This is a genomic window from Amycolatopsis sp. NPDC026612 (genome assembly GCF_040638285.1).
Taxonomy (GTDB): domain Bacteria; phylum Actinomycetota; class Actinomycetes; order Mycobacteriales; family Pseudonocardiaceae; genus Amycolatopsis.
This window is the reverse complement of the sequence record NZ_JBEZYB010000019.1, coordinates 58,368-82,704: the sequence shown is the minus strand read 5'-3', so window position 1 is coordinate 82,704 and position 24,337 is coordinate 58,368. Positions and strand designations below refer to the sequence as shown.

22 protein-coding genes are annotated in these 24,337 nt (G+C 69.8%); 9 read left to right on the top strand and 13 right to left on the bottom strand.

From position 1 onward, the window contains the following. The first annotated feature begins 65 nt into the window (after positions 1-65). The 4 genes from AB0F15_RS19710 (at position 66) to AB0F15_RS19695 (ending at position 3,392) form a co-directional block, all read left to right on the top strand. Complete coding sequence (locus AB0F15_RS19710) at positions 66-1,169, top strand: globin domain-containing protein (RefSeq protein ID WP_360272019.1); 1,104 nt, start codon at positions 66-68, stop codon at positions 1,167-1,169. A gap of 74 nt (positions 1,170-1,243) precedes the next feature. Beyond that, positions 1,244-1,960 carry a dienelactone hydrolase family protein gene (locus AB0F15_RS19705; protein WP_360271881.1) on the top strand — a complete coding sequence of 239 codons (717 nt, stop codon included), beginning with the start codon at positions 1,244-1,246 and terminating at the stop codon, positions 1,958-1,960. Between the two features lie 146 nt (positions 1,961-2,106). Then, positions 2,107-2,862, top strand: a complete 756-nt coding sequence (locus tag AB0F15_RS19700) for a lytic polysaccharide monooxygenase (protein WP_360271879.1) — start codon at positions 2,107-2,109, stop codon at positions 2,860-2,862. Further along, positions 2,859-3,392, top strand: coding sequence for a DUF305 domain-containing protein (locus tag AB0F15_RS19695; RefSeq protein ID WP_360271876.1), 534 nt, complete (start codon positions 2,859-2,861; stop codon positions 3,390-3,392). Before AB0F15_RS19700 ends, AB0F15_RS19695 begins: the two co-directional genes overlap by 4 nt. A gap of 103 nt (positions 3,393-3,495) precedes the next feature. On the opposite strand, the gene AB0F15_RS19690 is transcribed toward AB0F15_RS19695, so the two are convergent. The 7 genes from AB0F15_RS19690 to AB0F15_RS19660 form a co-directional block, all read right to left on the bottom strand. Beyond that, on the bottom strand, positions 3,496-3,921 hold the full coding sequence (locus AB0F15_RS19690) for a helix-turn-helix transcriptional regulator (RefSeq protein WP_199191267.1): 426 nt from the start codon (positions 3,919-3,921) through the stop codon (positions 3,496-3,498). Between the two features lie 5 nt (positions 3,922-3,926). Next, a complete protein-coding gene (gene dnaJ, locus AB0F15_RS19685; RefSeq protein WP_360271873.1) occupies positions 3,927-5,096 on the bottom strand; it encodes a molecular chaperone DnaJ in 1,170 nt (389 codons plus the stop codon). Positions 5,097-5,132: 36 nt separating this feature from the next. Continuing rightward, positions 5,133-5,840 carry a nucleotide exchange factor GrpE gene (gene grpE, locus AB0F15_RS19680; RefSeq protein WP_360271870.1) on the bottom strand — a complete coding sequence of 236 codons (708 nt, stop codon included), beginning with the start codon at positions 5,838-5,840 and terminating at the stop codon, positions 5,133-5,135. Then, positions 5,837-7,711 carry a molecular chaperone DnaK gene (dnaK, locus tag AB0F15_RS19675; RefSeq protein ID WP_360271867.1) on the bottom strand — a complete coding sequence of 625 codons (1,875 nt, stop codon included), beginning with the start codon at positions 7,709-7,711 and terminating at the stop codon, positions 5,837-5,839. Before dnaK ends, grpE begins: the two co-directional genes overlap by 4 nt. Before the next feature lie 369 nt (positions 7,712-8,080). Beyond that, positions 8,081-9,523: an alpha/beta hydrolase gene (locus tag AB0F15_RS19670; protein WP_360271864.1), complete on the bottom strand. Its 1,443-nt coding sequence runs from the start codon at positions 9,521-9,523 to the stop codon at positions 8,081-8,083. 67 nt (positions 9,524-9,590) lie between these two features. Then, a complete protein-coding gene (locus tag AB0F15_RS19665) occupies positions 9,591-9,824 on the bottom strand; it encodes a hypothetical protein (RefSeq protein ID WP_360271862.1) in 234 nt (77 codons plus the stop codon). A gap of 28 nt (positions 9,825-9,852) precedes the next feature. Further along, positions 9,853-10,623 (bottom strand): DUF4097 family beta strand repeat-containing protein, encoded by a 771-nt coding sequence (locus AB0F15_RS19660; RefSeq protein WP_360271859.1) that lies wholly within the window; start codon positions 10,621-10,623, stop codon positions 9,853-9,855. A 172-nt stretch (positions 10,624-10,795) separates the two neighbouring features. Here AB0F15_RS19660 and AB0F15_RS19655 point away from each other — a divergent pair, with 172 nt between their 5' ends. Next, on the top strand, positions 10,796-11,329 hold the full coding sequence (locus AB0F15_RS19655) for a YbhB/YbcL family Raf kinase inhibitor-like protein (RefSeq protein WP_360271856.1): 534 nt from the start codon (positions 10,796-10,798) through the stop codon (positions 11,327-11,329). 27 nt (positions 11,330-11,356) lie between these two features. Here AB0F15_RS19655 and AB0F15_RS19650 read toward each other — a convergent pair whose 3' ends face one another. After that, positions 11,357-11,794 (bottom strand): GNAT family N-acetyltransferase, encoded by a 438-nt coding sequence (locus tag AB0F15_RS19650; protein WP_360271853.1) that lies wholly within the window; start codon positions 11,792-11,794, stop codon positions 11,357-11,359. 21 nt (positions 11,795-11,815) lie between these two features. Continuing rightward, a complete protein-coding gene (locus AB0F15_RS19645) occupies positions 11,816-12,376 on the bottom strand; it encodes a TetR family transcriptional regulator (RefSeq protein ID WP_360272015.1) in 561 nt (186 codons plus the stop codon). Between the two features lie 168 nt (positions 12,377-12,544). On the opposite strand from AB0F15_RS19645, the gene AB0F15_RS19640 reads away from it, so the two are divergent. From AB0F15_RS19640 to AB0F15_RS19630, 3 genes are all read left to right on the top strand, one after another. Then, positions 12,545-14,767 carry a (Fe-S)-binding protein gene (locus AB0F15_RS19640; RefSeq protein WP_360271850.1) on the top strand — a complete coding sequence of 741 codons (2,223 nt, stop codon included), beginning with the start codon at positions 12,545-12,547 and terminating at the stop codon, positions 14,765-14,767. Between the two features lie 397 nt (positions 14,768-15,164). Beyond that, on the top strand, positions 15,165-15,542 hold the full coding sequence (locus tag AB0F15_RS19635) for a DUF742 domain-containing protein (protein ID WP_360271847.1): 378 nt from the start codon (positions 15,165-15,167) through the stop codon (positions 15,540-15,542). 17 nt (positions 15,543-15,559) lie between these two features. Next, the gene (locus AB0F15_RS19630) at positions 15,560-16,567 is read left to right on the top strand and encodes a cation diffusion facilitator family transporter (protein ID WP_360271844.1); all 1,008 of its coding nucleotides are present in this window, start codon (positions 15,560-15,562) and stop codon (positions 16,565-16,567) included. A gap of 19 nt (positions 16,568-16,586) precedes the next feature. Here the strand turns inward: AB0F15_RS19630 and AB0F15_RS19625 are convergent, their stop codons facing one another. The 3 genes from AB0F15_RS19625 to AB0F15_RS19615 form a co-directional block, all read right to left on the bottom strand. After that, on the bottom strand, positions 16,587-17,297 hold the full coding sequence (locus AB0F15_RS19625) for a CAP domain-containing protein (RefSeq protein ID WP_360271841.1): 711 nt from the start codon (positions 17,295-17,297) through the stop codon (positions 16,587-16,589). Between the two features lie 156 nt (positions 17,298-17,453). Then, positions 17,454-21,935: a hypothetical protein gene (locus AB0F15_RS19620; RefSeq protein ID WP_360271839.1), complete on the bottom strand. Its 4,482-nt coding sequence runs from the start codon at positions 21,933-21,935 to the stop codon at positions 17,454-17,456. Between the two features lie 69 nt (positions 21,936-22,004). Beyond that, the gene (locus AB0F15_RS19615; protein WP_360271836.1) at positions 22,005-22,475 is read right to left on the bottom strand and encodes a MarR family transcriptional regulator; all 471 of its coding nucleotides are present in this window, start codon (positions 22,473-22,475) and stop codon (positions 22,005-22,007) included. Positions 22,476-22,548: 73 nt separating this feature from the next. On the opposite strand from AB0F15_RS19615, the gene AB0F15_RS19610 reads away from it, so the two are divergent. Beyond that, positions 22,549-23,742, top strand: a complete 1,194-nt coding sequence (locus tag AB0F15_RS19610) for an FAD-dependent monooxygenase (protein WP_360271833.1) — start codon at positions 22,549-22,551, stop codon at positions 23,740-23,742. Here AB0F15_RS19610 and dcd read toward each other — a convergent pair. Next, complete coding sequence (dcd, locus tag AB0F15_RS19605) at positions 23,739-24,320, bottom strand: dCTP deaminase (RefSeq protein ID WP_360271830.1); 582 nt, start codon at positions 24,318-24,320, stop codon at positions 23,739-23,741. The genes AB0F15_RS19610 and dcd overlap by 4 nt on opposite strands. Positions 24,321-24,337: the final 17 nt, after the last annotated feature.

Below are 24,337 nucleotides of genomic sequence, written 5' to 3'. Positions count from 1 at the left end.
CTGAATCCGTGAAGATCTCCGCTGTGTCCGAACCGCTCCCCGTTTCGGCTGCGGAAGGTCGCGAACTGGCCCGGTTGATTCGTGAAAGCTTCGCGGAGATCGAGCCGAAAGCCGACGAACTGGCGCAGTACTTCTACGGCGCGTTGTTCGTGGTCGCGCCCGATTGCCGTGACCTGTTCCCGGTCACCATGACGACCCAGCGCAGCAGGCTGCTGCGCGCGCTGGTGTACGTGGTGCAGATGGTCGACCGGCCCGACGAGCTGGTCACCTTCCTCGGGCAACTCGGCCGCGACCACCGCAAGTTCGCCGTCGTCGCGCGCCACTACGACGCCGTGGGAGTCGCGCTGATCGCCGCGCTGAAACGGTTCCTCAAGGAGAAGTGGACCCTCGAGGTGGAAGCCGCGTGGACCGCGGCCTACGGGCTCATCGCCAAGACGATGCGCGAGGCCGCCCAAGCGGAGACGGGGCCGGCCTCGTGGACGGCGACCGTGCTGGAGCACCGGAAGCTCGCCCGCGACATCGCGCTGGTGAAGGTGCACACCGAGGGCCTGCTGCCGTACCGCGCCGGCGGGTACGTCAGCGTCGAAGTGCCGCAGCGGCCGCGGTTCTGGCGGTACCTTTCCCCGGCGAACGCGCCACGCGGCGACGGCCAGCTCACCTTCCACGTGCGTGCGGTGCCCGGCGGCTGGGTCAGCGGCAGCATCGTCAACCACACCAGACCCGGCGACGTCTGGCGCCTCGGACCGTCGATGGGCGTGCTGAACGTGCGCCCGACCACCACGAAACGGCGGTTGCTCATGGTCGGCGGCGGCACCGGCATCACGCCGCTGCTGGCGATCCTCGGCGATCTGTCCCGCTGGAAGCGGAACCCGCCCGTGCACCTGTTCTTCGGGGGCAAACGACCGGAAGACCTGTACGCGCTGGACGACCTGCGCCGGCTGGCGGCGACTTCGAAATGGCTGACGGTCACGCCGGTCACCGAGGAGGGCGCGCTCGCCGGCGGCGACCGCGGCACGCTCGCCCACGCCGTGACGCAGCGCGGTTCGTGGCAGAACCACGACGTCCTCGTTTCCGGTTCGCCACCGATGATCCAGGCGACCGTCGCGCAGCTGCTGGCCAAGGGGATCGACCTCGACCGGATTTCCTACGACCCCTTCACCCTGGACTGAGGTTTGTCCGGAATGCGCTGAGAGACTCTCAGCGTCCCGCGCGGAACCGGCGGCGGCTCGCTATCTTCGCCGATATGGAGATGACTATTCCGGTTTCGGACGGCACCATCGGCGGCTACCTGGCGGAACCCGCCGGAGCGGGGCCGCACCCGGGCGTGGTGCTCATCCACGACGCGTTCGGGCTGAGCCAGGACACGAAGAACATCACCGACCGCTTCGCCCGCGAGGGATATCTCGCGCTCAGCCCGGACCTGTACTCGCGCGGAGGCATGTTCCGGTGCGTGCGGCGGGTGTTCTCGGACATGTTCGCGAACCGCGGCCAGGCGTTCGACGACATCGAGGCGTCCCGCGCGCTCCTGGCCGGGCGACCGGACTGCTCGGGCCGGATCGGCGTCGCCGGGTTCTGCATGGGCGGCGGCTTCGCGCTCGTCGCGGCCGCACGCGGCTTCGAAGCGTCCGCGCCGTACTACGGACAGCTGCCGAAGAACCTCTCGGTGCTGGACGACGCCTGCCCGGTCGTCGCCAGCTTCGGCAAGAAGGACTTCGGGCTGCGCGGCGCCGCGGCGAAGCTCGAGACGGCGCTCACCGAGCGCGGCGTCCCGCACGACGTCAAGGAGTACCCGGACGCCAACCACGGGTTCGCCAACAAGATCGACACCGCGGCCCCGGTGAACCTGCTGCTCAAGGTCGTCGGCTTCACCTACCACCACGAATCGGCCGAAGACGCGTGGAGCCGGGTGACGTCTTTCTTCGGCGAACACCTGCAGGAGCCGTCCCGACCTTCGCACTGATCCGACCGGAGCAGCGGTTTCGTCGAACGGCGGTAGTTCGTTGACCGTTGTGCCCGAATCGCCTTATGGTCTAGACCACGTCTTCCCCGGACGTGCTCGTTCGTCCTCCCCTCCGGAACAACGCTGTTCCCCCTCGAGGAGCCGAAATGACCTGGAAAAGAAAGCTCTTCGCGGCCGCTGCCGGCGCCCTGCTCGCGCCGGTGCTGGTCGTCGTCCTCCCCGCCACCAGCGCGAGTGCCCACGGTTACGTGTCCGATCCGCCGAGCCGGCAGGCCAACTGCGCGGCCGGGAAAGTCTCCGGCTGCGGCCAGATCATCTACGAACCGCAGAGCGTCGAAGGCCCGAAGGGGCTGCGCAGCTGCAACGGCGGGCTCTCCCAGTTCGCCGAGCTGACCGACGAGTCGAAGCCGTGGCCCGCGAAGTCGGTGGGCACCACGGTGACGTTCAACTGGGTGTTCACCGCCCGGCACTCGACGTCGAACTACGAGTACTACGTCGGCAACACCCGCGTCGCGGTGTTCAACGGCAACAACCAGCAGCCGCCGTCGACGCTGGCGCACACGGTGAACCTGGCCGGTTATTCGGGCCGGATCAAGGTGCTGGCGATCTGGAACATCGCGGACACGTCCAACGCGTTCTACAGCTGCATCGACCTCCAGGTCGGCGGGGGCGGCACCCCGCCGCCGACCACCACGCCGCCCCCGACCACGACCCGTCCGCCCACCACGACCCCGCCCCCGACGACCACCCCGCCGTCGAGTGGCACGTGGGCAGCGGGCACGGCGTACAAGGCCGGAGACGTGGTGACCTACGGCGGCGCGAGCTACCGCTGCCTCCAGCCGCACACGGCGATCGCGGGCTGGGAGCCGCCGAACACCCCGGCACTCTGGCAGCGCCAGTGAGAGTGGTCCTGGCCGTCGTCGCGCTGCTGCTGACCGGATGCGGCAGCGGCGCGACGGCGGCCGCGCGGGAGTACAACGCGGCCGACGTGATGTTCCTGCAGATGCTGATTCCCCAGAACCAGCAGGGAATCGAGATCGTCCGCCTGGCCGCGGCCCGGCCGTTGCCGGCCTCGGTGAAGGAGCTGGCGGCGGCGATCGAAGTGACGCAGCAGACGGAGGTCGACGACATGCGGCGCTGGCTCCACGACCGGAACCAGCCCGAGACGGTGGCCCCGCAAGCTCACGCCGGCCACGGCGGCATGAAGCTGACCTCGCCGGACTTGGTGGGCGCGCTCCGGTCGGCCCCGGACAGCGAGTTCACCCGCCGGTTCCTGGACGTGCTGACGGGGCAGCAGCAGGGCGCGGTCGAGCTGGCCCGGACGGAGAACGGGACGGCGGGCGGAGTCAACGCGCAGGCCCGGGACCTGGCTCGCCGGGTGATCGAATCCCGGACGGCGGAGGTCAAACAGTTGCTGACCACCAAGACGTAACCCGCGGCGCGGCCGCGAGCAGCCGGGAGGGGCCGCTCGCGGCTCACTCTGCACGCACGAAGGCCTCCCCGGTCGCCCGGGGAGGCCTTCGTCGCTGCGGTGGTCAGCGGCGCTTGGGGCGCCAGACCACCAGTGCCGTCTGCTGGTTGAGCGGCACCAGGTCCCGGCGGTAGGACGCGTGCGCCGCCGCCGTTGCCTGTTCTGCCGCCACGTACGCCGCCGTCAGTTCCTCGGTCAGCTCGGTGATCCGGGCGCGGAGCGCGTCGACCTGGTTCTCCAGCTCGATGATGCGCTTGATGCCGGCCAGGTTGACGCCGTCCTCCTGGGACAGGCGCTGGACCTCGCGCAGCAGCGCGATGTCCCGCATCGAGTAGCGCCGCCCGCCACCGGCGGTACGGCCCGGTGACACCAGGCCCTGCCGGTCGTAGGTGCGCAACGTCTGCGCGTGCATCCCGGCGAGCTGGGCCGCCACCGAGATGACGAACACCGGGGTCTCCTCGTCGCCTTCCTGAGGTATCCCGCCGAACATCACACTCACCTACCTTGCAGCAGCTCGGTGATCTCGGGCCGGGGGTCGTGCCCGGCCATCGCCTCGGCGTACGCCTGCAGTGCCTCGCGCGCCTTGTCGTCCAGTTTGGCGGGAATCGCCGCCTGGAGGGTGACGAGCAGATCACCTTGTGAACCGTCGCGCTTGGCGATGCCCTTGCCGCGCACGCGCAGCACCCGTCCGCTCGCGGTACCCGGCGGCACCTTGAGCGAGACCTTGCCCTCGAGCGTCGGCACCGTGATCGTGGTGCCGAGCGTCAGTTCCGTGAAGTCCACCGGCACGGTGATCGTCAGGTCGAGTCCCTTGCGCCCGAACAGGGCGTGCGGGGCCACGTGCACCCGGACGTACAGATCGCCCGCCTGCGCGCCGCCCCGGCCCGGCTCGCCCTGGCCCGCCAGCCGGATCCGCTGGTCGTCGTCGACGCCCGGCGGGATCCGGACGGTCAGCGTGCGGGTCCGCGTGCTGATGCCTTCGCCGCCGCACTCCGGGCACGGGTCGTCGATGATCGACCCACGGCCACGGCAGTCGCGGCACGGCTCCGAGAACGCGAACGCGCCCTGACTGCGGCTGACCAGCCCCGAACCGGAACAGGTCGGGCAGGTCCGTGGCGACGTTCCCGGCCGCGCACCGTTGCCGCTGCACGTCGCACAGGTCGCCGGGCTCGACAGCCGCAGCGGCAGGGTCGCGCCCTTGACCGCCTCGGTGAAGTCGATCCGGACGTCCGTCTCGACGTCGGCACCGCGCTGCGGCCGGTTCGCCGTCGCGCCCGCCGCCCCCCGGCCACGGCCGAAGATGCCGCCCAGGATGTCGCCGAGCCCGCCGAAACCGCCCTGCTGGCCGGCGCCGGCCTGGCCGAAGATGTCGCCGACGTCGAAGCTGCCGGTGCCACCGCCACCGGGGAAGTTGAAGCCACCCCCGCCGCCGAACAGCCGCCGCGCTTCGTCGTACTCCTTGCGCTTGGCCGCGTCGGACAGCACGCCGTAGGCCTCGGAGACCGCCTTGAACTTCTGCTCCGCCTGCGCGTTGCCGGAGTTCGCGTCCGGGTGGTTCTCCTTGGCCAGCTTCCGGTAGGCCTTCTTGATTTCGTCCGCGGTGGCGTCGGAGGAGACGCCCAGTTCACGGTAGAAGTCCTTACCGATCCATTCCCGTGCACTCATCGGGCGCCTCCTCCTTCCACTTGAACCGGATAGTGCTTACTGCTGTTGCTCATCGACTCCGCCGTCGAGTGGCAGCTCGCCACCGACGGACGGGCCTCCCGGGGCCGCGCCGGGCTCGTGGTCGGTCACGCCGACCAGCGCCGCCCGCAGTACGCGGTCCCCGAAGCGGTAGCCGCGGCGCATGACCACGGTGACCGTCGGACCCGCCACGTCCGGCGAGGTGTTGTGCTGCACGGCCTCGTGCACGCTCGGGTCGAAGGGCTCGCCCTCGGCGCCGAACGACTCCAGGCCCGCGCGCTGCAGACCGCTGACCAGCTTCTCGCCGACCGCCTTGAACGCCCCGGTGAGGTCACCGTGCTGCTCGGCCCGCTCGAGGTCGTCGAGCAGCGGCAGCAGGTCGTTCACCACGGTCGCCTTCGCGCCGATCACGACCGCTTCGCGGTCGCGCTCGACCCGCTTGCGGTAGTTGGCGTACTCCGCCTGCAGGCGCTGGAGATCGGCGGTGCGCTCGGCCAGCTCCTTCTCCACGTCGGAGACGACCGACACCGCATCGTCCATGATGGTCTCGCCCAGCGAGGGGCCCGCGTGTTCCACCGGGGCCTCCTCCGGCTCCGGCGCCGCGTGGGCCGGACCGGGCGGACGGACCTGCCCGGTCTGGGGGTCCACCCGCCGCCGATCCCGCACGACCACCGGCTCCTCGGGGCCGCGGCCCTGGTTCTCGGATTCGCCGTAGCTGTGGGTCACTTCTTCTCGTCCTCTTCGACGATCTCGGCGTCCACCACGTCATCGGCCTTGGCCTGGCCGCCGGCCGCACCGGCGTCCCCGGCCGCTCCCGCACCCGCGCCACCGGCCGCACCGGCCGCCGCGTCGGCGTTCGCGTTGGCGTACAGGGCGGTGCCCAGCTCCTGCGAAGCGGTGTTCAGCTTCTCGATCGACTCGCGGATCTTGGTCGAGTCGGTGCCCTTGAGCGCTTCGTTCGACTCGTCGATCGCGGACTTGACCTTGGCCTTGAGGTCCTCGGGCAGCTTGTCGTCGTTGTCCTTGAGGAACTTCTCGGTCTGGTAGACCAGCGTCTCCGCCTGGTTGCGGGTTTCCGCCTCTTCGCGCCGGGTCTTGTCTTCTTCGGCGTGGGCCTCGGCGTCCTTGACCATGCGCTCGATGTCGTCCTTCGGCAGCGCGGAGCCACCGGTGATCGTCATCGACTGCTCCTTGTTCGTGCCAAGGTCCTTCGCGGTGACGTGCACGATGCCGTTGGCGTCGATGTCGAAGGTGACCTCGATCTGCGGCACGCCACGCGGGGCCGGCGGGAGACCGGTCAGCTCGAACATGCCGAGCTTCTTGTTGTGCGCGGCGATCTCGCGCTCACCCTGGAACACCTGGATCTGCACCGACGGCTGGTTGTCGTCCGCGGTGGAGAAGATCTCCGAACGCTTGGTCGGGATCGTGGTGTTGCGCTCGATGAGCTTGGTGAACACGCCACCCTTGGTCTCGATGCCGAGCGACAGCGGGGTGACGTCCAGCAGGAGGACGTCCTTGACCTCGCCCTTCAGGACACCGGCCTGCAGCGCCGCGCCGACCGCGACGACCTCGTCCGGGTTCACGCCCTTGTTCGGCTCGCGGCCGCCGGTCAGCTCCTTGACCAGGTCCGACACGGCCGGCATGCGGGTGGAACCACCGACGAGCACGACGTGGTCGATGTCGCCGACGGCGATGCCCGCGTCGCGGATGACGTTGTTGAACGGGTTGCGGGTGCGCTCGAGCAGGTCCGCGGTGATCTTCTGGAACTCGGCGCGCGACAGCGTCTCGTCGAGGAACAGCGGGTTCTTGTCCGCGTCCACGGTGATGTACGGCAGGTTGATGCTGGCCGAGTTCGAGCTGGACAGCTCGATCTTCGCCTTCTCGGAAGCTTCCCTGATGCGCTGCAGCGCCATCTTGTCCTTGGTCAGGTCGATGCCGTTCGTGGCCTTGAACTTGTCGACCAGCCACTTGACGATGCGCTCGTCCCAGTCGTCACCACCGAGGTGGTTGTCACCGGAGGTCGCGCGGACCTCGACGACGCCCTCGCCGATCTCCAGCAGCGAGACGTCGAACGTGCCACCACCGAGGTCGAAGACCAGGATGGTCTGTTCCTTCTCGCCCTTGTCCAGGCCGTACGCCAGCGCGGCGGCGGTCGGCTCGTTGACGATGCGGAGCACGTTCAAGCCGGCGATCTGCCCGGCTTCCTTGGTGGCCTGCCGCTGGGCGTCCTCGAAGTACGCGGGGACGGTGATCACGGCGTCTGTGATCGTCTCGCCCAGGTACGCCTCGGCGTCGCGCTTCAGCTTCATCAGCACGCGCGCGCTGATTTCCTGCGAGGTGTAGTTCTTCCCGTCGATCTCGGTCTTCCAGTCGGTGCCGATGTGCCGCTTCACGGACCGGATCGTCCGGTCGACGTTCGTCACGGCCTGGTTCTTCGCCGGCTGACCGGTCAGCACTTCGCCGTTCTTGGCGAAGGCGACGATCGAAGGGGTGGTCCGGGAGCCTTCCGAGTTGGCGATGACCGTCGGCTCGCCGCCCTCAAGGACGGCGACGACCGAGTTGGTCGTGCCGAGGTCGATGCCGACCGCTCGCGCCATGGTGCTTTCCTCCTGTGTAAGCAGCTTGCCTGCTATGGTTCTTGACCTGCACGTTCGCCCCCATGTTGAGCGGGGCTCTGGCAAGTTCTATCCGGCCTTCGCACACCTCGTCAAGCCAGACTTGAGTCGGATGCACTCAACCTTTGTATCCAGCCTAACGAGCCGGTTCGGGTTCTTGTTCCCGGGTGGGGTGACCGACCTCGTCCCGATCGGCTGTGACGCCGCTCACGGTCAAGGATCCGGTGGTCAGGGCGGTGGACGCCGGTTCGCCGAGGCGGCCGGACGCGGCCTGGACGTAGCGGCCCGCCGGGGACCGGCAACCCGCCGCGGTCCGGACGCGGCCGGGCGCCGCGCTCCCGGGTGCGCAGTTCACCGGCAGATCGTTCCCCGGCCCGGGGCGACCCCGGTCACCAGGTAGTGCACCTCGGCCGCGCGGGCGCAGGCAGAGTTGAACAGCCCGGTGTGGCCGTCGTCGGTGCGGGTGAGCAGGGCCGCGCCGTCGATGCTCGACGCCAGGCCGCGCGCCCAGGCCAGCGGTGTCGCCGGGTCGTGCACGCCGCCGACGACCAGGATCGGCGGGGCGCCGTGCACGGGGTGGGGCTGGGGTGGGTTCTTCGCCGGGATCGGCCAGCCGGTGCACCCGCTGGTGAAGTCCCAGTACTCCGAGTACCGCCAGCTGTGCGGGGCCACCGTGCGGACCAGCCCGGCCAGCAAGCCCATGTCCGCCGGTCCGGTGAACGGCGAGGGGAAGTCGTGGCAGCCGATCCCCCGGTAGGCGGCGTAGATCGGCGAGAGGAACTGGTTCCGTTCGGTCAGCCCCCGCGCGTCCGGGGCCTCGCCCCCTGCCGCCGCCAGCGCCGTCCCCAGCTCCGGCCAGCCGTCCCGGATGTAGAGGTGGCCGTAGACGCCCGCGGAGACCTCGTCGGCCGTCGCGGCCCGGCCCAGGTCGCTGGACCAGATCCCGCCGCGAGCCGCTCGGGCCACGACGTCGTCGTAGAAGCGGAGGACGTCCTGGCCGTGCAGGGCGCAGCCGGCCGAGCCACGGCACCAGTGCGCGAACCGGACCAGCGCGTCTTCGGTGGCGGCGGCCTCCTCGACGATCGCCTGCCGCAGCGGCCGCGCGTGGTCGATCGCGCCGTCGAGCACCATCGTCCGCACCCGCTCAGGGTGCTTCGACGCGTAGACCGCGCCCAGCTCGGTGCCGTAGGAAAGACCCAGCCACGAGATCTTCGGCTCACCGAGCGCGGCGCGGATCGTCTCGATGTCCTCGGCCGCGCTCTGCGTGTCCGCGTTCGCCAGCAAGGGCCCGGTCCTGGCCAGGCAGTCCGCGCCCGCCTTCCGGTTGTGCGCGACCAGTGCGTCGAACCCCGGCCGGGTCGACGGGAACCGGTCCAGCGCCGGGTCGAACAGCGTCGCGGCGTCACACGTGATGCGGGGCGTGCTGAACCAGTCGCCGCGTGGGTCGAACCCGACGATGTCGAACCGCTGCCGCAGCGGCGCGAGACCCGGCGAGGCCAGCCCGCCGAACTGCGCGAACCCGACGCCTGAACCACCCGGCCCGCCCGGGTTCACCAGCAGCGAGCCGATCCGGTGCGCCGGATCGAGCGCGGGCAGCCGGGCCAGTGCGAGCCGCGCCGACCCCAGCCGGGGCCGTGCGCGGTCGATCGGCACGTCGACCGTCGCGCACTCCGCCGACGGCTCCTGCTGCGTGGCGCACGGGCGCCACGTCAGAGCCGCCGCCGAAGCGACGGCCGGTACCGCCGCCATGACCACGACCGCCGCGACGACCGCGACAACCCGGCGCACGTCCATGATGTGTTTCCTCCCCCTGCACGCCGTCCTTCGGCGTGCTTCCTTCCTAACAGCGACCACCGACAACTCAGGAGCGGCGAGTGGTCCAGGAGGAGAAGAAGAAATCCGGGTTTCCTTGCTGTACAACGACTTCAGCCGGATTACCGACCCACGAAGTCACTCGATAGTGGGAATCCACCGCGACCGGCACCCCCTGCGCCGGAGTTTCCGCCGGCGCGCCCCGCGCGAAGCCCACGACACCGAACATCGCGACCGCCCCCAGCAGCGCCGCCACCAGTACGCGCCGTTCGATCCTGCCCATCGAAAATGCCCCCGTAGTAAGAGAAAGGTCAGGCCGCGCGGACCGTGACGCCGCCGCTTTCGGTGTTCAGGTCCAGCAAGTGCTGGGCCGAACCGTCGGTCGGGACGTCGATCTCGCGGTGCCCGCTGTCGCTGTTGCCCTCGACGCGGTACGGCCCACCCGGCACGGCCAGCTCGATGCTGCCGCTGTCGGCGTGCACCTTCACGTCGTTCGCCTGGGCGAGCGTGAACTCGACTCTGCCGCTGGAGGCCCGCACGTCGACGGGTCCGCGCACCTCGTGGCCGGTGATGCTGCCGGAATCGCTCTGCAGCTGGACTTCACCGACGTTGCGCAGGTCGATCGAGCCGCTGTCCAGCCGGAGCTTCACCGCGCCGGTGACGTCCTCGACGCGGGCGTCCCCCGAGTCGGTGCGGACGTCCACACTCGACACTCCGGCGATGTCCAGCCCACCCGAGTCGACGTCCCCCGTGACGGGCACCCCGGCGGGCACGACGACCTCGAAGTCGACCGTGCAGTTCAGGCCGCACTGGCCGAGCACCAGCTGGTCGCCCTCGACGCGGTAGAAGGCGTCGTCCGGCTGGCTCCGCCAGTGGTACCGGACCGTTTCGTGCACCGTCGACGGCCCGGTACCGGTACGGATCTTCACCGATCCCGAGTCGCCCGCCAGCTTCACGCTGCGGATGGTCTGCGAAACGGTGTGGGTGTTTTCGTAATCCGAACCCCAGCCCCACCCGAGCGCGGTCACCAGGCCGACGCCGATCAGGACGATGCCACCCAGAGCCAGAAGCGGGCGCGCCATGGTCGTTGATCCCCTCAGTTTGTTTCCTCTGCGTGAGAAACGGTATGACGGGGTGAGCGGGCAGTACATGGGGGTATCCCCCCGAAAGACCCTGAGATCCCTCCCTGAGACGCGCGGGAGGAGCCCGGGGCCTAACCTGGCGCAAGTCTCCCGTCCTTGATCAGGAGGATCCATGCCGCAAGCACCCGGCCCGTACGAATCCCTGCCCGACGTGCCGTCGTTCACCCTCCGCAGCAACGACGTCGCCGACGGCGAAACCCTGGCCACGCCTCAGTTGTCCGGCATCTTCGGCGCCGGCGGCGAGGACCGTTCGCCGCACCTGGCGTGGGAAGGCTTCCCGGCGGAGACGAAGAGCTTCGCGGTCACCTGCTACGACCCGGACGCCCCGACCGGCAGCGGGTTCTGGCACTGGGCGGTGTTCAACCTCCCGGCCTCGGTGACGGAGCTGGCGTCCGGCGCGGGAGACGGCTCCGGCCTCCCCGAGGGCGCGGTGACGCTGAAGGGCGACGGCGGGGTCAAGCAGTTCCTCGGCGCGGCGCCCCCGCCCGGGCACGGGCCGCACCGCTACTACTTCGCGGTGCACGCGCTGGACGTCGACAAACTGGACGTACCGGAGGACGCGACGCCGGCGCTTCTCGGCTTCAACATGTTCGGCCGCACCCTGGCCCGCGCGGTGATCACGCCGGTGTACGAGAACAAGGGCTGAGTTTCCGGCGACGGGCCCGGCGCGGCGTCAATCGACGAAGTTCGCCGCGTTGGGCCCCTCGCGCTCCAGGTAGTGACCCTTGGCGTGCTCGGCGAACCCGAACTGCCGGTACAGCCCGTGCGCGTCGGCGGTGTGGAGCATCCAGCGGAACTGCCCGCCAGGACCGTTCTCGATCATCTCCCGCACGATCTCCTTGCCGAGCCCGCTGCCCCGCGCGGAGCCGACGACGAAGACGTCGGCGAGGTACGCGGACGAGACGCCGTCGGAGAACGCCCGCGCGAAGCCGGCCTGCTCCCCGCCGCGGTAGGCGCCGACGACCCGCCACGAGCCGTCGATCGCGGCTTCGACCTGCTCGCGCGTGCGCCAGCGGCCCCAGTAGGCCTCGGTGGAGAGGAACTTCCACACCACGTCGAGGTCCAGCCGCGTCCGGTCGTCGTCGAGCTCGTAAGCACCGAAGGTCCGCATGATCCGAAAATAACCAGGGCGTCAACGCGGTTTCAGCAGGTAATCCACCACCGGCCGCAGTTCGTCCGCCGACGGCGGCTCGTCGTCGATCAGGCCCTGGATGAGCAGCCCGTCGATGCCCGCGAGGAACACCCGGAACGCCACTTCGTCGTCGTGGCGGACCATCGACGTCAGGACGTCCAGCCAGCGGCGCGCGGCCGGACGCAGCTCGGGCTTCCGCGCCGCCAGCAGGTACAGCTCGTACTCCGCCATCGTGCGCCCGCGCCGCGGGCCCAGCGCCTCGGCGAGCAGGCCCGCGACCTCCTCGGCACCGCGTGAACCACGGGACCGGGCCCGGTCGATCATCCAGTAGACCTCGGTCGCCATGTCGCGGGCGCACGAAATGAGCGTCGCGATCAGGAGGTCGTCGAGCGACGAGAAGTGGTACGTCGTGGACGTCGTCGGCACGCCGGCCTCGGCGGCGACCGTCCGGTGGGTGACGCCCGCGACGCCGTCGCGCTCAATGATCCGCAGCGTCGCCGCGATGATTTCGGTGCGCCGCTTCTCGCCACGCGCCTTGCGGCCGTCGACTTGCAGTCTCACCATAGGGTGAAAACTACCTGAACGATCGTCCCAAAACAAAGAGCGACGTACACCACATCGGTGGGACTTAGGCCCACTCCACGGGTTACTCATCAGTAAGGACGGTTAGTCTCCCGGCACCACCACTGCTTTGATCACTGCAGCACCCGGACGAAAGGCACCCGAACGATGGGCGCTCTGCAACTGACGCTCGGCGGGATCTCCGTCGTGCTCGGCCTCGTCGCCTGGGGCATGTTCGCCGCGACGATCGCGCGTTTCGTGCGCGTCATCCGCCTCGGGCAGCCCGACTCGACGCGCAACGGCCCGTTCATGCCCCGCATGAGGACCCTGGTCAAGGAGTTCGCCGCGCACACGCGGATGAACCGCAAGCGCAGCGTCGGCCCCGCGCACTGGCTGGTCATGTGGGGTTTCCTGCTCGGTTCGCTCGCCCTGTTCGAGGCCTACGGCGAGGTCTTCGTCCCGACGTGGGGCTGGCCGGTCCTCGACGACTTCCCGCCGTTCCAGCTGCTCATGGAGCTGCTCGGGCTCGGCACGATCGTCGGCATCCTGGTCCTGATGGCGATCCGGCAGCGCAACCACCCGCGCCGCGCCGACCGTCAGTCGCGCTTCGCCGGCTCCAACTTCAAGTGGGCGTACTTCATCGAGGCCGTCGTCCTCATCGAGGGCATCGGCATCATCGGCGTCCGGGCCGCGAAGTCCGCGCTGAACACGCACGAAGGGCCACTGTGGGCGTCCTTCGTCTCGAACCCGATCGGCCAGCTGCTGCCGGCCAGCCCGAACCTGGTGACGGTCTTCGCGTTCGTCAAGCTGATGAGCGCCACGGTCTGGCTGATCGTCGTCGCACGCACGATGACCATGGGCATCGCGTGGCACCGCTTCAGCGCGTTCTTCAACATCTACTTCAAGCGCGAGGCCGACGGCGGTGTCGCACTGGGTGCGCTCAAGCCGATGATGAGCGGCGGCAAGGTCCTCGACCTCGAGGAAGCCGACCCCGACGAGGACACCTTCGGCGTCGGCAAGATCGAAGACTTCAGCTGGAAGGGCTGGCTGGACTTCTCCACGTGCACCGAGTGCGGCCGCTGCCAGGAGCAGTGTCCCGCGTGGAACACCGGCAAGCCGCTGTCGCCGAAGCTGGTCATCACGCAGCTGCGTGACCACGCCTACGCGAAGGCGCCGTACCTGCTGGCCGGCGGCAAGCGCGACATGGCGGGCGACGAGGTCGGTCTCTCCGGCGAGAACATGTACGCCGGGATCGACGTCCTCGCGATCGCCGAGTCGCAAAAGGCTTTGATCGGCGGCGATGGTGCTTCTGGTGGCGTCATCGACCCCGACGTCCTGTGGTCCTGCACCAGCTGCGGCGCCTGCGTCGAGCAGTGCCCGGTCGACATCGAGCACGTCGACCACATCGTCGACATGCGCCGCTACCAGGTGATGATCGAGTCGTCGTTCCCCAGCGAGCTGAACGGCATGTTCAAGAACCTGGAGAACAAGGGCAACCCGTGGGGCCAGAACGCCAAGGACCGGCTGGCCTGGACCGAAGACCTCGACTTCGAGGTCCCGGTGTTCGACGGCGACATGGGCGACGCCGAGTACCTGTTCTGGGTCGGCTGCGCGGGCGCGTTCGAGGACCGCGCGAAGAAGACGACGCGCGCGGTCGCGGAGCTGCTGCACATGGCGGACGTCAAGTACACCGTGCTCGGCTCGGAGGAGTCCTGCACCGGTGACCCGGCCCGCCGCGCCGGCAACGAGTTCCTGTTCCAGATGCTGGCCCAGCAGAACGTCGAGGTGCTGAACTCGGTGTTCGAGGGCCGCGAGCGCAAGGCCCGCAAGGTCGTCGTGACCTGCGCGCACTGCTTCAACACCCTCGCCAACGAGTACCCGGAGCTGGGTGGCCAGTTCGACGTCGTGCACCACACGCAGCTGCTGAACCGCCTGGTGCGGGAGAAGCAGCTGGTGCCGGTGGCGCCGGTCGCCGAGGACGTGACCTACCACGACCCGTGCTACCTCGGCCGCCACAACAAGGTGTACGAGGCTCCGCGTGAGCTGGTCGGCGCGACCGGTGCGCGGCTGCGCGAGATGCCGCGGCACGGCGACAAGTCGATGTGCTGCGGCGCCGGCGGCGCGCGGATGTGGATGGAAGAGAAGATCGGCAAGCGGATCAACGTCGAGCGCGTCGACGAGGCGCTCGGCACCGCGCCGTCGAAGATCGCCACCGGCTGCCCGTTTTGCAAGGTGATGCTGAACGACGGCCTCACCGCGCGGCAGGCCGACGGCAGCGCGAGCGAGAAGGTCGAGATCGTCGATGTCGCGCAGATGCTGCTCGAGGCGGTCAAGCGGAAGCCGGAACCGAAGCCGGTTGCGCTCGGGGCGCCGTCACTCGCGGAGGAGTGACACAGTTCTCGAAAACGCACGGCCCCGGTCAGGACTTCCTGACCGGGGCCTTTTCCATGGTCGGAAACTTTCGCGGCACTGACGATTTCGTAGCCATTCCGCTACCCGTTGTCACCGCTGTTGCGCCTGCCATCAGGCCTGCTAGCTGGGGGTTCGGCGTGGTAATCGTTTTCCTGAAAAACGTTCATGATAATCACCGAAATGGCCCATCAAGTGAAGGACAAACGAAGACCTGAACCCTGGACAAGCGGCGTATCCTGGGATTTCCTCGCCGCCGCCGTTGCCAGCGAGGCACCTTTGACGATCACGGAAACAGGGGGCGGCACGGATGCGCGAGGACCGGCGGACCACGACGACCGGCCGACACGCTCTTCGTCCCACCCCGGACGAGCACCGGGTGTCCGCGGCCCCTGCCGTCCCGGACCACGTGCCCACCCAGCGGACCCTCGTGCGCCCGTACGTCCTCACGCGCGGCCGCACGCAGTCACGCCGGCACCTCGCGATCGAAGCGCTCGTCTCGACGCGGGCCGGCGCGCACTGGAACGGCGCCCGGCTGACCGGTGAGTTCCGCTCGGTGCGCACGCTGTGCCACCAGCCGCGCTCGGTCGCCGAGGTCGCGGCCACGCTGAGCGTGCCGCTCGGCGTCGTCCGCGTGCTGCTGGACGACATGGCCGAACAAGGCCTGGTCACCATCCACGACAGCCGGCCCGGCGCCGACGGCCGTCCCGCGATGGCTCTCATGGAACGCGTTCTGCACGGCCTGCAGCGCCTCTGACCATTACGCTCACCAGGGTGAGTGAGGAAGAATCCGGGAACTCCGGTGGCGAAAGCACCCTGACCGTCCTGCTCGCCGGCGGCGTGAACCTGGCGATCGCCGTGATGAAGCTGATCGCGGGGATCATCACCGGCTCGGGCGCGATGCTGTCCGAAGCGGCGCACTCGGTGGCCGACACGATCACCGAGGTCCTGCTGCTGACCGCACTGAAACGCTCCGCGCGGCCGGCCGACCGCGTGCACCCCTTCGGCTACGGCAAGGAACGCTACTTCTGGTCGCTGCTCGCGGCCGTCTCGATCTTCGCCTCGGGCGCGATGTTCGCGCTCTACGAAGGCGTGTCGACCATCCTCGGGCACGGCGAAGCGCAGAGCACGTCGATCCTCAGCTACATCGTCCTGGCCGTGGCGTTCCTGCTCGAGGGCACGTCCTGGCTGCAGGCGGTGCGCCAGGTCGTCCGGGAGTCGAAGGCCGAGAACCGCTCCCTGTGGACCTACCTGCGGCTCATCGACGACCCGACGCCGAAGACCGTGCTGTTCGAGGACTCGGCCGCGCTGGTCGGCCTGCTGCTCGCGTTCGGCGGCATCGGGCTGCACCAGCTCACCGGCTCGGAGATCTGGGACGGCATCGCCTCGATCGCCATCGGCCTGCTGCTCGCCTGCGTCGCCTACCTGCTCGGCCGCACCAACCGCGGCCTGCTCGTCGGGCGCCAGGCCGACCCGACGCTCGTCCGCGGCATCCGCGACCACCTGTCCGCCGCGCCGGAGATCGAAACCGTCGTGGATCTGCAAACCATGCTGATGGGCACCGACCAGGTGCTGGTCTGCTCCCGCGTGGACTTCGACGACTCGCTCGGCGCCGCCGACCTCGAACGCGCGTGCGTCCGGCTCGCGTCCGAACTGGAGGAGACGTTCCACGACGTCACCGAGGTCTTCATCGAGCCGGTGCCGCGGTCGGATCCCGAATTGCGGGCGACGGTGCTGGCGCGCTACGGCGACATCGCCGAACGGTGGAGCAAGAGCCAGTGATCCGGCCAACCTCAGCAGCTCAGTAGCCGAAGTCCTGCACCCAGTACCAGCCCGCCGTCGTGACGCCGACGCCGATCTTCTTGAGCGAGCAGTTCAGGATGTTCGCGCGATGGCCTTCGGAGTTCATCCAGGAGTCCATGACCTGGGCCGCCGACGTCTGCCCCTTCGCGATGTTCTCCGCGCCCGGCTTCGGGTAACCGGCGGTCTTGATGCGCTGGTCGAACGTCGTGCCGTCGGGGCTGGTGTGGGAGAAGAAGTTGCCGGCCGACATCTGGTCGCTGTAGTCCTGCGCGGCCTTCGTCACGTGCGATTCCTCGGTCAGCGGATCGCAGCCGGCCTTCGCCCGCTCGTCGTTGACCAGTGCGATGACCTGGGCGGCGGTCGAAGGCGCGATGCGAGCCGCGGCCTTGGTACTCGGTGGCGGCGGCGCTTCGGACGTCGTCGGTTGCGGCTGTGGCGCCGCGGACGTCTCGGTCGGCGTGGGTGCCGCGCTGGAGGTGGCCGAGGCGGGGGCCGAGGTAGTGGGCGCGGCAGGCTGACCGGGGGTGGTGGTCGGGACCTGACCGCCGGCGAGGTCGGTTCCGCTGCCGCTGCCGGCTCCGGCGCGCGCGTTCGGCAGGACGAGCGCCGCGGCGCCGAGCTCGGCGGTGTTTCCTTCCGCGGTGGCCATCCAGGTGCCGGCCGCGGCGGAGAAAACGCCGAGCAACACACTGAGTGACACCATCACCACGTGAGCACGTTCACCAATGGGGGACACGGCGCAGGAACGTATCACGGAACGATTACAGCGAGAACCCTACGACCGCACTGGTCACATTTCCCGGGCCCACCTTATCGGTGACGGGTACGAATTCCGCGGCAATCGGACGCTTCCGCGTTACTCCATTCAGCCGCTTCGCACGACGAAGGTGGCTTCACCGGACGCGGTCACCGGGCGGTCCGTGGGGTCCTCGCCGGACGCGGTCGCCTTGCCCGTGAAGCCTTCCTTGCCCGCGGTCGTCGTGCAGGTGTACGAGATTTCGGCGTCCACGGCCAGTTCCGGCACGGTGTGCGCGCACGACGGCGTGTGGTCGTCCACGACCGTCACGTCGGCGAGCGGGACGTCACCGGTGTTCTTGACCAGGACGGAAAACGTGACGGTGCCGCCTTCCCGGACCTCGTACGGCGTCGCGTCCTTCATCACGGCGATTTCGGGGTGGACGACGTCGACTTTGGTGTCACCGGCCGAATGCACGGTGCGACCACCCGGATCTGTTGCGGTCACTTCGGCGGCTTCCGAGAAATCGTCCCCGGGCGCCTTGCGGGTGCAGGTGTAGGTCTTCGCCGCTCCGGCCGCCACGGTGTCGAACTCCTTCGCGCAGGGCGACTTTTCGTCCACAATGGACACGGTGGTCAACGGGACGTCGCCGGTGTTGCGCACGACGACCGTGAAGGTGACTTCGTCGCCTACGCGCACTGTCTTGGGCGCCGCGTCCGTCGTCAGCTTCACGGCCGGGTGGATGACGTCGAGCTTGTCGGTGTCCCCCGCCACCAGCGGCGGGCCGACTGGTGCGGTCGCCGTGGCCCTCACCGTGCTGACGACGTCGTCGGCCGGGGCGGTCGTGGTGCAGTCGAACTTCTGCGTGGCACCGGCTTCCAGCTCGGCGAAGGTCTTGGCGCAGGACGGCTCGCCGGTGACGTTCACGGCGGTCAACGGCCCGTCACCGGTGTTGGTCACCGTGACGGTGAACGTGACGGAGTCGCCCGGCCGGAAGGGACCACCGTGGACGTCCTGGGCGACCGAAAGGCCGGGGTGCAGCACGGTGTACGACGCGTCGTCGGTCGCGCTGACCTGACGATTCGTCGGATCGGTTCCGGTCGCGGTGGCGGAGCTCACGAAACTGTCGGTGCCCGCGTTTACTGTGCAGGAGTGGCGCTGCCGGGCGCCGGGGAGGAGGGTGCCGATGGACTGAGCGCACGCCGGAGTGCGACTGTCCACAAGAGACACACCGGTCAGCGGGACATCGCCGGTGTTCGCGACGACGAGCGTGAACGTCACCCTGTCGCCTTGCCGGACCTGCGCGGGCGCGGCGTCGTTCGTGATGGTGACCGCCGGGTGGATGACATCGACCGGGACCTCGGCGGCGGCCGTCACCGGACGGTGCGTGGCGTCGGTACCGATCACTTTCGCGGCGGCGGCGAAATCGGCTTCGCCGACGGCTTCGGTGCAGCTGTAGGTGCGCTTTTCCTGCGGTTCGAGCCGCCCCAGGGATTTGGTGCAATCCGGAGCCAGCCGATCTGCCACGGCGACGTCTTGGAGCGCGCTGTCGCCGGTGTTGGTGACGGTGATCATCGACGTCACGGTGTCACCGACGCGGACGACCTTTGGGTCGGCGGTCCTGGTGATCGCGACCGCGGGGTGGATGACGTCGACGGAGGCGGAGACGGAGGCGGTGACGTCCGGGCCGACCGGCGGCGTGGCGGCGAGCCTGATGGTGCGGGTGACGTCGTCGGCCGGGGCGGTGGTGGTGCAGGCGAAGTCCCGGGTGGCACCGGGTTCGAGGGCGCCGTCGATGGCCTGGGTGCAGCTGGTCGCGGCGGCGGCGCGGGTGGTCGATGCGGTGACTCGCGTGGCTGGGGTCGGCGTGTCCGTGGCTGGCGTGGACGTGGCTGGCGTGGCCGTGGGCGGCGTGTCCGTGACCCGGAGGCTGGTCAGGGGCACGTCGCCGGTGTTGCGGACCGTGATCCGGAACGGCACCTTGTCGCCCTCGCGGAACGGGCCGCCCGTGACCTCCGCGGTGAGCGCGGCGGCCGGGTGCTGCACCGCGAACGCGGCCTCGGCGGCCGCCGTCACCGGCCGGGTGGTCGGGTCGGTGCCCGTCACCGTCGGCTTGTTCGCGAAGCCGGTGGGGCCCGCGATCGTCGTGCACGCGTACTCCTGCTGCGCCTGCGGCTGGAGCGTGCCGAGCTGCTTCGCGCACGTGGCGACCGCGCCGTCCGTCACCGTGACGTCGGTGAGCGGTGCGTCGCCGGTGTTGGCCGCGGTGATCGTCCAGGTCACCGGGTCGCCTTCGCGGACCTGGGCGGGTGCCGCGCGCACGGCCAGCCTGACCGCCGGGTGGATGACGTCGACCACCGCATCGTCGGTGACCTTCACCGCGCGGCCGAGCTGGTCCTTGCCGGTGGCCGCGGCCGTGGTGGCGAAGTCGTCCGCCGGGGCCGGTGCGGTGCAGGTGTAGCGGACCGTCCGGCCCGGTGCGAGCGCGCCGATCGCCTTGGCGCACGCCGGGACGGTGGCGTCGGCGACGGCCACTTCGGTCAGCGGCGCGTCGCCGGCGTTGGCGACGGTGATCGTGAAGGTGATCGGGTCGCCGGGGCGCGCGACGGCGGGGGTGGCGTCCTTGGTGAGCGTCAGCACCGGGGTGATCACCGTGACGGTGGCCGACGCGGTGGCGGTCACCGGCCGGCCGGCCGGGTCGGTTCCGGTGGCGGCCACCTGGGAGGTCGTGGTCCGGGACGGGTTCGCGGTGCACGTGTACGTCTGCGTCGCGCCCGCGGCCAGGCCGGCGAAGGTGCGCGAGCACGACGTCGTCGTGTCGTCGGTGATCTTCACCGGGGCGAGCGGGCTGTCGCCGGTGTTGCGCACCGCGACCGTCCAGGTGACGGCGTCGCCCGCGTGGATCACCGGCGGGTCCGTGGTCTTGGTGACCTCGACAGCCGGGGCGATCGTCGGCGCGGGCGCGTCGGCGGTAGCCATGACGGGCTTGCCGAGCTCGTCGGTGGCCACCGCGTTCGCCGTGTTGACGCCGTCCGCGATCGGTGCCTTCGCCGTGCACGTCGTCGTGCGGCTTTCGCCCGGCGCAAGCGCGCCGGCGAGCGCGCACGAAGGCGTCTTCGGGTCGGCGACCTGGAGGCCGGACAGCCCGGCGTCGCCGGTGTTCGTGACCTTGATCGTGAAGGTCGCGACATCACCGGCGCGGTACGCGGGCCGGTCGGCCGTCTTCGTCAGGCCCAGGGCCGGGTGCAGGACGTCGACGTGGGCCTCGGCGTCGCCGTCGAGCGGGTCGCCGAGGGAACTCGTGCCGGTTGCCCTGGCGGTGTTCGTGAAGTCGTCGGACGGCGCGGTTCCGGTGCACGTGTAGGTGACGGTCTGGTGCGGGGCCATCGCGCCGAGCGGTTTGGCGCAAGCCGGGACGGCTTCGTCGGCGACCTCGACACCGGACGCCGGGACGTCGCCCGGGTTGGTCACGACGACGGCGAACGTGACCGGCTCGCCGGCGTGCGCCTTCGGCTGGGTCGCGCGCACGGCGATCTGGAGTTCGGGCACCGGCACCGAAAACGCGAGGTTCTGCGCGAGCACGGCGTCGCCGCTGGTGACAACGCCGAGCTTCGCGCTCGTCGCGCCGGCGGGGATGCTGTCGACGTTGAACGCTTTCGCGTCGACGCTGAAATTGTTCTTCGCGCCCGGTGCCGCGACGTTGTCGGCGTTGGAGATGAAGAAATTCGACGTGCCGCCGGTCGCGGGCTCGGCGGCCGGGGTGCCGTCGACCAGGAACTGGTCACCGGAGGCACCCCAGTCGCCGTCGTAGGCGGTGACTCCGAGGTGCGCGTCGGCGGTCGCGGCCCGGAAGCCGGTGACCGTTGTCTCCACGGGCGCGGCGCCGGGGGTCTGCCGGACGTGCCCGTCGTAGACGACCACCTTGCGCTTGTTCGGCGCGTAGTCCGCGTTGCGCTCCGGGTAGGCGTAGACGAGCGCGATCGACCAGCCGCCGGCGCAGTCGAAGCCCTGGGGAGCCCAGACATTGCCGACCGTCACGTCCAGCACCGCCGGAGCACTCGCGAACTCGCCGGTCACGTCGGCGTGAGCCGAGTAGTAACTCCCGTCTTCGGCGTACCCCGAAGGCGCGACGTCGACGGGTTTCGCGCTGCCGGCGGAAAGCCGGACGTTCTGCTTCGCCGCCGTCCCGGGTGGGGAAACCGCGCGGGCGCCGCACGTCAGGCTGCCCGCCCAGTTCAGGCGGGCGAAGACGACTTTCGCCCCGGGCGGGATGCTCACCGACGCACTGGCCGAGTCGAACGTGCCCGGGTCGGCGTCGACGTCGGCCCACTGCATGAAGAAGTCGTCGTTGGCCAGGGTGTCCTTGCGGTCGGCGGTGTTCGCGCACGCCGTGGGGGTGGCGACCGTCCCGGCGCTCGGCGCGCCGTCGGCGGCGACCGGGCAGCGCAGGACGCCGTTGCCCGCGTAGAGGAAGTCGCCGTAGACCACGGCGTCGTAGCCCACCGCGAACGGCGGGGCACCGGCCGCGCCCGCCGCCGGCACGAAGGCCGAGGCCAGGAAGACCAGTGCCAGAACCAGAAGTGGGCGAAGCGGTCTTGCGGGCAACGGCACTCCTCGCCACCTCCGGGGCCGAGACGACCTTGGGAGCGTGGCACGAGCGCCGGTTTTACGCCTTCAAACTCACTCGTTCGTGGACTCGGTCAGCTTCGCGGTCGATTCGTGGGTGAGGACGGTGGCCGCCTCGACGAACCCGATCACGGTCCGGAGCTCGTCGTCGGTGTAGCGGTCGCAGAGCTCGTACATGCCCTTGACCAGGTGGTCCCAGAGGTGCACGCCGCTCGCGATGGCCTGCAGGTCGAGCGCGATGAGGATCTTGCGCCGATCGTCCGGGTGCCGCTCGCGGTTGACGATGCCCTTGTGCTCCAGCCGGTCGATCATCGCCGTCACCGACGCGGGCGCCAGCCCGGAGAGCCGCGCGAGATCCTTCGGCGTCTGCGGCCCGAACCGCGCGAGGTAGTCCAGGACCTTGCTCTCCACCGCCGACAGCCCCCGGGTCTCGGAGATCGCGGTGTGGAACATGACCGTCTCCGTCGACAACTCCCGCGACCTGAGCAGGACTTCTTCGACGAGTTTCGCTCGCTCGCTTGACACGGCGTCCAGCCTAGCCCACTGTTTAGTTCGACAGAACGAATTACTTTCTAAGATTTTCGAGGAGACGAACAAGATGACCCGAGCACTGATCATCGGCGGCGGCGTCGCGGGCACGATCACGGCCATCGCCCTGCACGAAGCCGGGCACGAGCCGCTGGTGTTCGAGGCGTACGACCGCACCGCCGAGGGTGTCGGCGCGTTCCTGACGCTGGCGGTCAACGGCCTGGACGCGCTGCTCCCGCTGGGCCTCAAGGACGTCGTCCGGAGTGCGGGCTTCGACTCGCCACGGATGTCGATCGGCCTCGGCAACGGCATCCGGCTCGCCGAATTCCCGCTGGGTGGCGCCCTCCCGGACGGCACCGTGAGCCAGACCGTGCTGCGCTCCGACCTCTACGTCGCGTTGCGCGAGGAAGCCACCCGGCGCGGCATCCCCGTCGAGTACGGCAAGCGCCTGATCGGCGCGAGCCAGCCAAGCGGCCACGTCAGAGCGGACTTTTCGGACGGCTCGCACGCGGAGGGCGACCTCCTGATCGGCGCCGACGGCCTCCGCTCGCGGGTGCGCACGATCATCGACCCGGACGCGCCGTCACCGCGGTACGTCCCGCTGCTGAACACCGGCGGGTTCGCCGAAGGCCTGCACCTGCCCGACGAGCCGGGCGTGCTGAACATGGTCTTCGGCAAGCGGGTGTTCTTCTGCCACGTCGTCAGCACGGACGGCCGCGTCTGGTGGTTCGCGAACCCGGCCCGCAAGACCGAGCCGACCGCGTCCGAACTGGCCGCGCTCGCCGGCGAGAAGCTGCGCGCCGAACTGCTGCACCTGGTGGCGCGCGACCGGACGCCGGCCACCGAGATCATCCGCGCGACGCGGGAGATCTACCCGGCCTGGCCGACGTACGACTTCCCGACGGTCCCGGTGTGGCACCGCGGCCGCATGGTGATCATCGGCGACGCGGCGCACGCGACGTCACCGGCGGCGGGCCAGGGCGCGTCGATGGCCATCGAAGACGCCGTCACGCTGGGCAAGTGCCTCCGGGACGTGCCGGACGTCGAACGCGCGTTGAGCACGTACGAGAGCCTGCGGCGCGAGCGCGTCGAGGCGGTGGTCGCGGCCGGCAAGCGCAACGGCGACAGCAAGGTGATCGGCCCGGTCGGGCGGGTCGTCCGCGACTTCTTCATCAAGCGGGTGTTCTCGAAGCCGTTCGACGAGGACCCGAACGCCTTCATGTGGAACCACCACATCGACTGGGACGAGAAGGTCGCGGCTTAGCGCCAGGTGTCCACGCGGTGGAAGTTCTTGTACGCCCGGCTCGGGGTCGGGCCGCGCTGCCCCTGGTAGCGGGACCCGGCTTCACTGGAGCCGTACGGGTGTTCGGCCGCGCTCGAGAGCCGGAAGATGCACAGCTGGCCGATCTTCATCCCGGGCCAGAGGGTGATCGGCAGGTTGGCGACGTTCGACAGCTCCAGGGTGATGTGCCCGGAGAAGCCGGGGTCGATGAAGCCGGCGGTCGAGTGCGTGAGCAGCCCGAGGCGGCCGAGCGACGACTTGCCTTCGAGGCGGCCGGCCAGGTCGTCGGCCAGGGTGACGAGCTCGAACGTCGAGCCGAGGACGAACTCGCCGGGGTGCAGCACGAAGGGCTCGTCGCCCTCCTTCTCGACCAGCGACGTCAGCTCGTCCTGCTGCAGCTGCGGGTCGATGTGGGTGTACTGGCTGTTGTTGAAGACCCGGAAGAACCGGTCGAGCCGGACATCGACACTGGACGGCTGGACCATGCCGGCGTCGAAGGGGTCGATGCCGAGCCGGCCGGCGTCGAGCTCTTTGCGGAGGTCACGGTCACTGAGCAGCACGGCCCGAAGCCTATCCG

What these genes read in the sequence shown, in the direction of transcription:
- AB0F15_RS19700 (WP_360271879.1), top strand. Translation starts at nt 2,107, where the DNA reads ATGACCTGGAAAAGAAAGCTCTTCGCGGCCGCTGCCGGCGCCCTGCTC.
- dnaK (WP_360271867.1), bottom strand. Translation starts at nt 7,711, where the DNA reads ATGGCGCGAGCGGTCGGCATCGACCTCGGCACGACCAACTCGGTCGTC.
- AB0F15_RS19670 (WP_360271864.1), bottom strand. Translation starts at nt 9,523, where the DNA reads ATGGACGTGCGCCGGGTTGTCGCGGTCGTCGCGGCGGTCGTGGTCATG.
- AB0F15_RS19665 (WP_360271862.1), bottom strand. Translation starts at nt 9,824, where the DNA reads ATGGGCAGGATCGAACGGCGCGTACTGGTGGCGGCGCTGCTGGGGGCG.
- AB0F15_RS19655 (WP_360271856.1), top strand. Translation starts at nt 10,796, where the DNA reads ATGCCGCAAGCACCCGGCCCGTACGAATCCCTGCCCGACGTGCCGTCG.
- AB0F15_RS19640 (WP_360271850.1), top strand. Translation starts at nt 12,545, where the DNA reads ATGGGCGCTCTGCAACTGACGCTCGGCGGGATCTCCGTCGTGCTCGGC.
- dnaJ (WP_360271873.1), bottom strand. Translation starts at nt 5,096, where the DNA reads ATGAGTGCACGGGAATGGATCGGTAAGGACTTCTACCGTGAACTGGGC.
- AB0F15_RS19660 (WP_360271859.1), bottom strand. Translation starts at nt 10,623, where the DNA reads ATGGCGCGCCCGCTTCTGGCTCTGGGTGGCATCGTCCTGATCGGCGTC.
- AB0F15_RS19610 (WP_360271833.1), top strand. Translation starts at nt 22,549, where the DNA reads ATGACCCGAGCACTGATCATCGGCGGCGGCGTCGCGGGCACGATCACG.
- AB0F15_RS19705 (WP_360271881.1), top strand. Translation starts at nt 1,244, where the DNA reads ATGGAGATGACTATTCCGGTTTCGGACGGCACCATCGGCGGCTACCTG.
- AB0F15_RS19650 (WP_360271853.1), bottom strand. Translation starts at nt 11,794, where the DNA reads ATGCGGACCTTCGGTGCTTACGAGCTCGACGACGACCGGACGCGGCTG.
- AB0F15_RS19690 (WP_199191267.1), bottom strand. Translation starts at nt 3,921, where the DNA reads ATGTTCGGCGGGATACCTCAGGAAGGCGACGAGGAGACCCCGGTGTTC.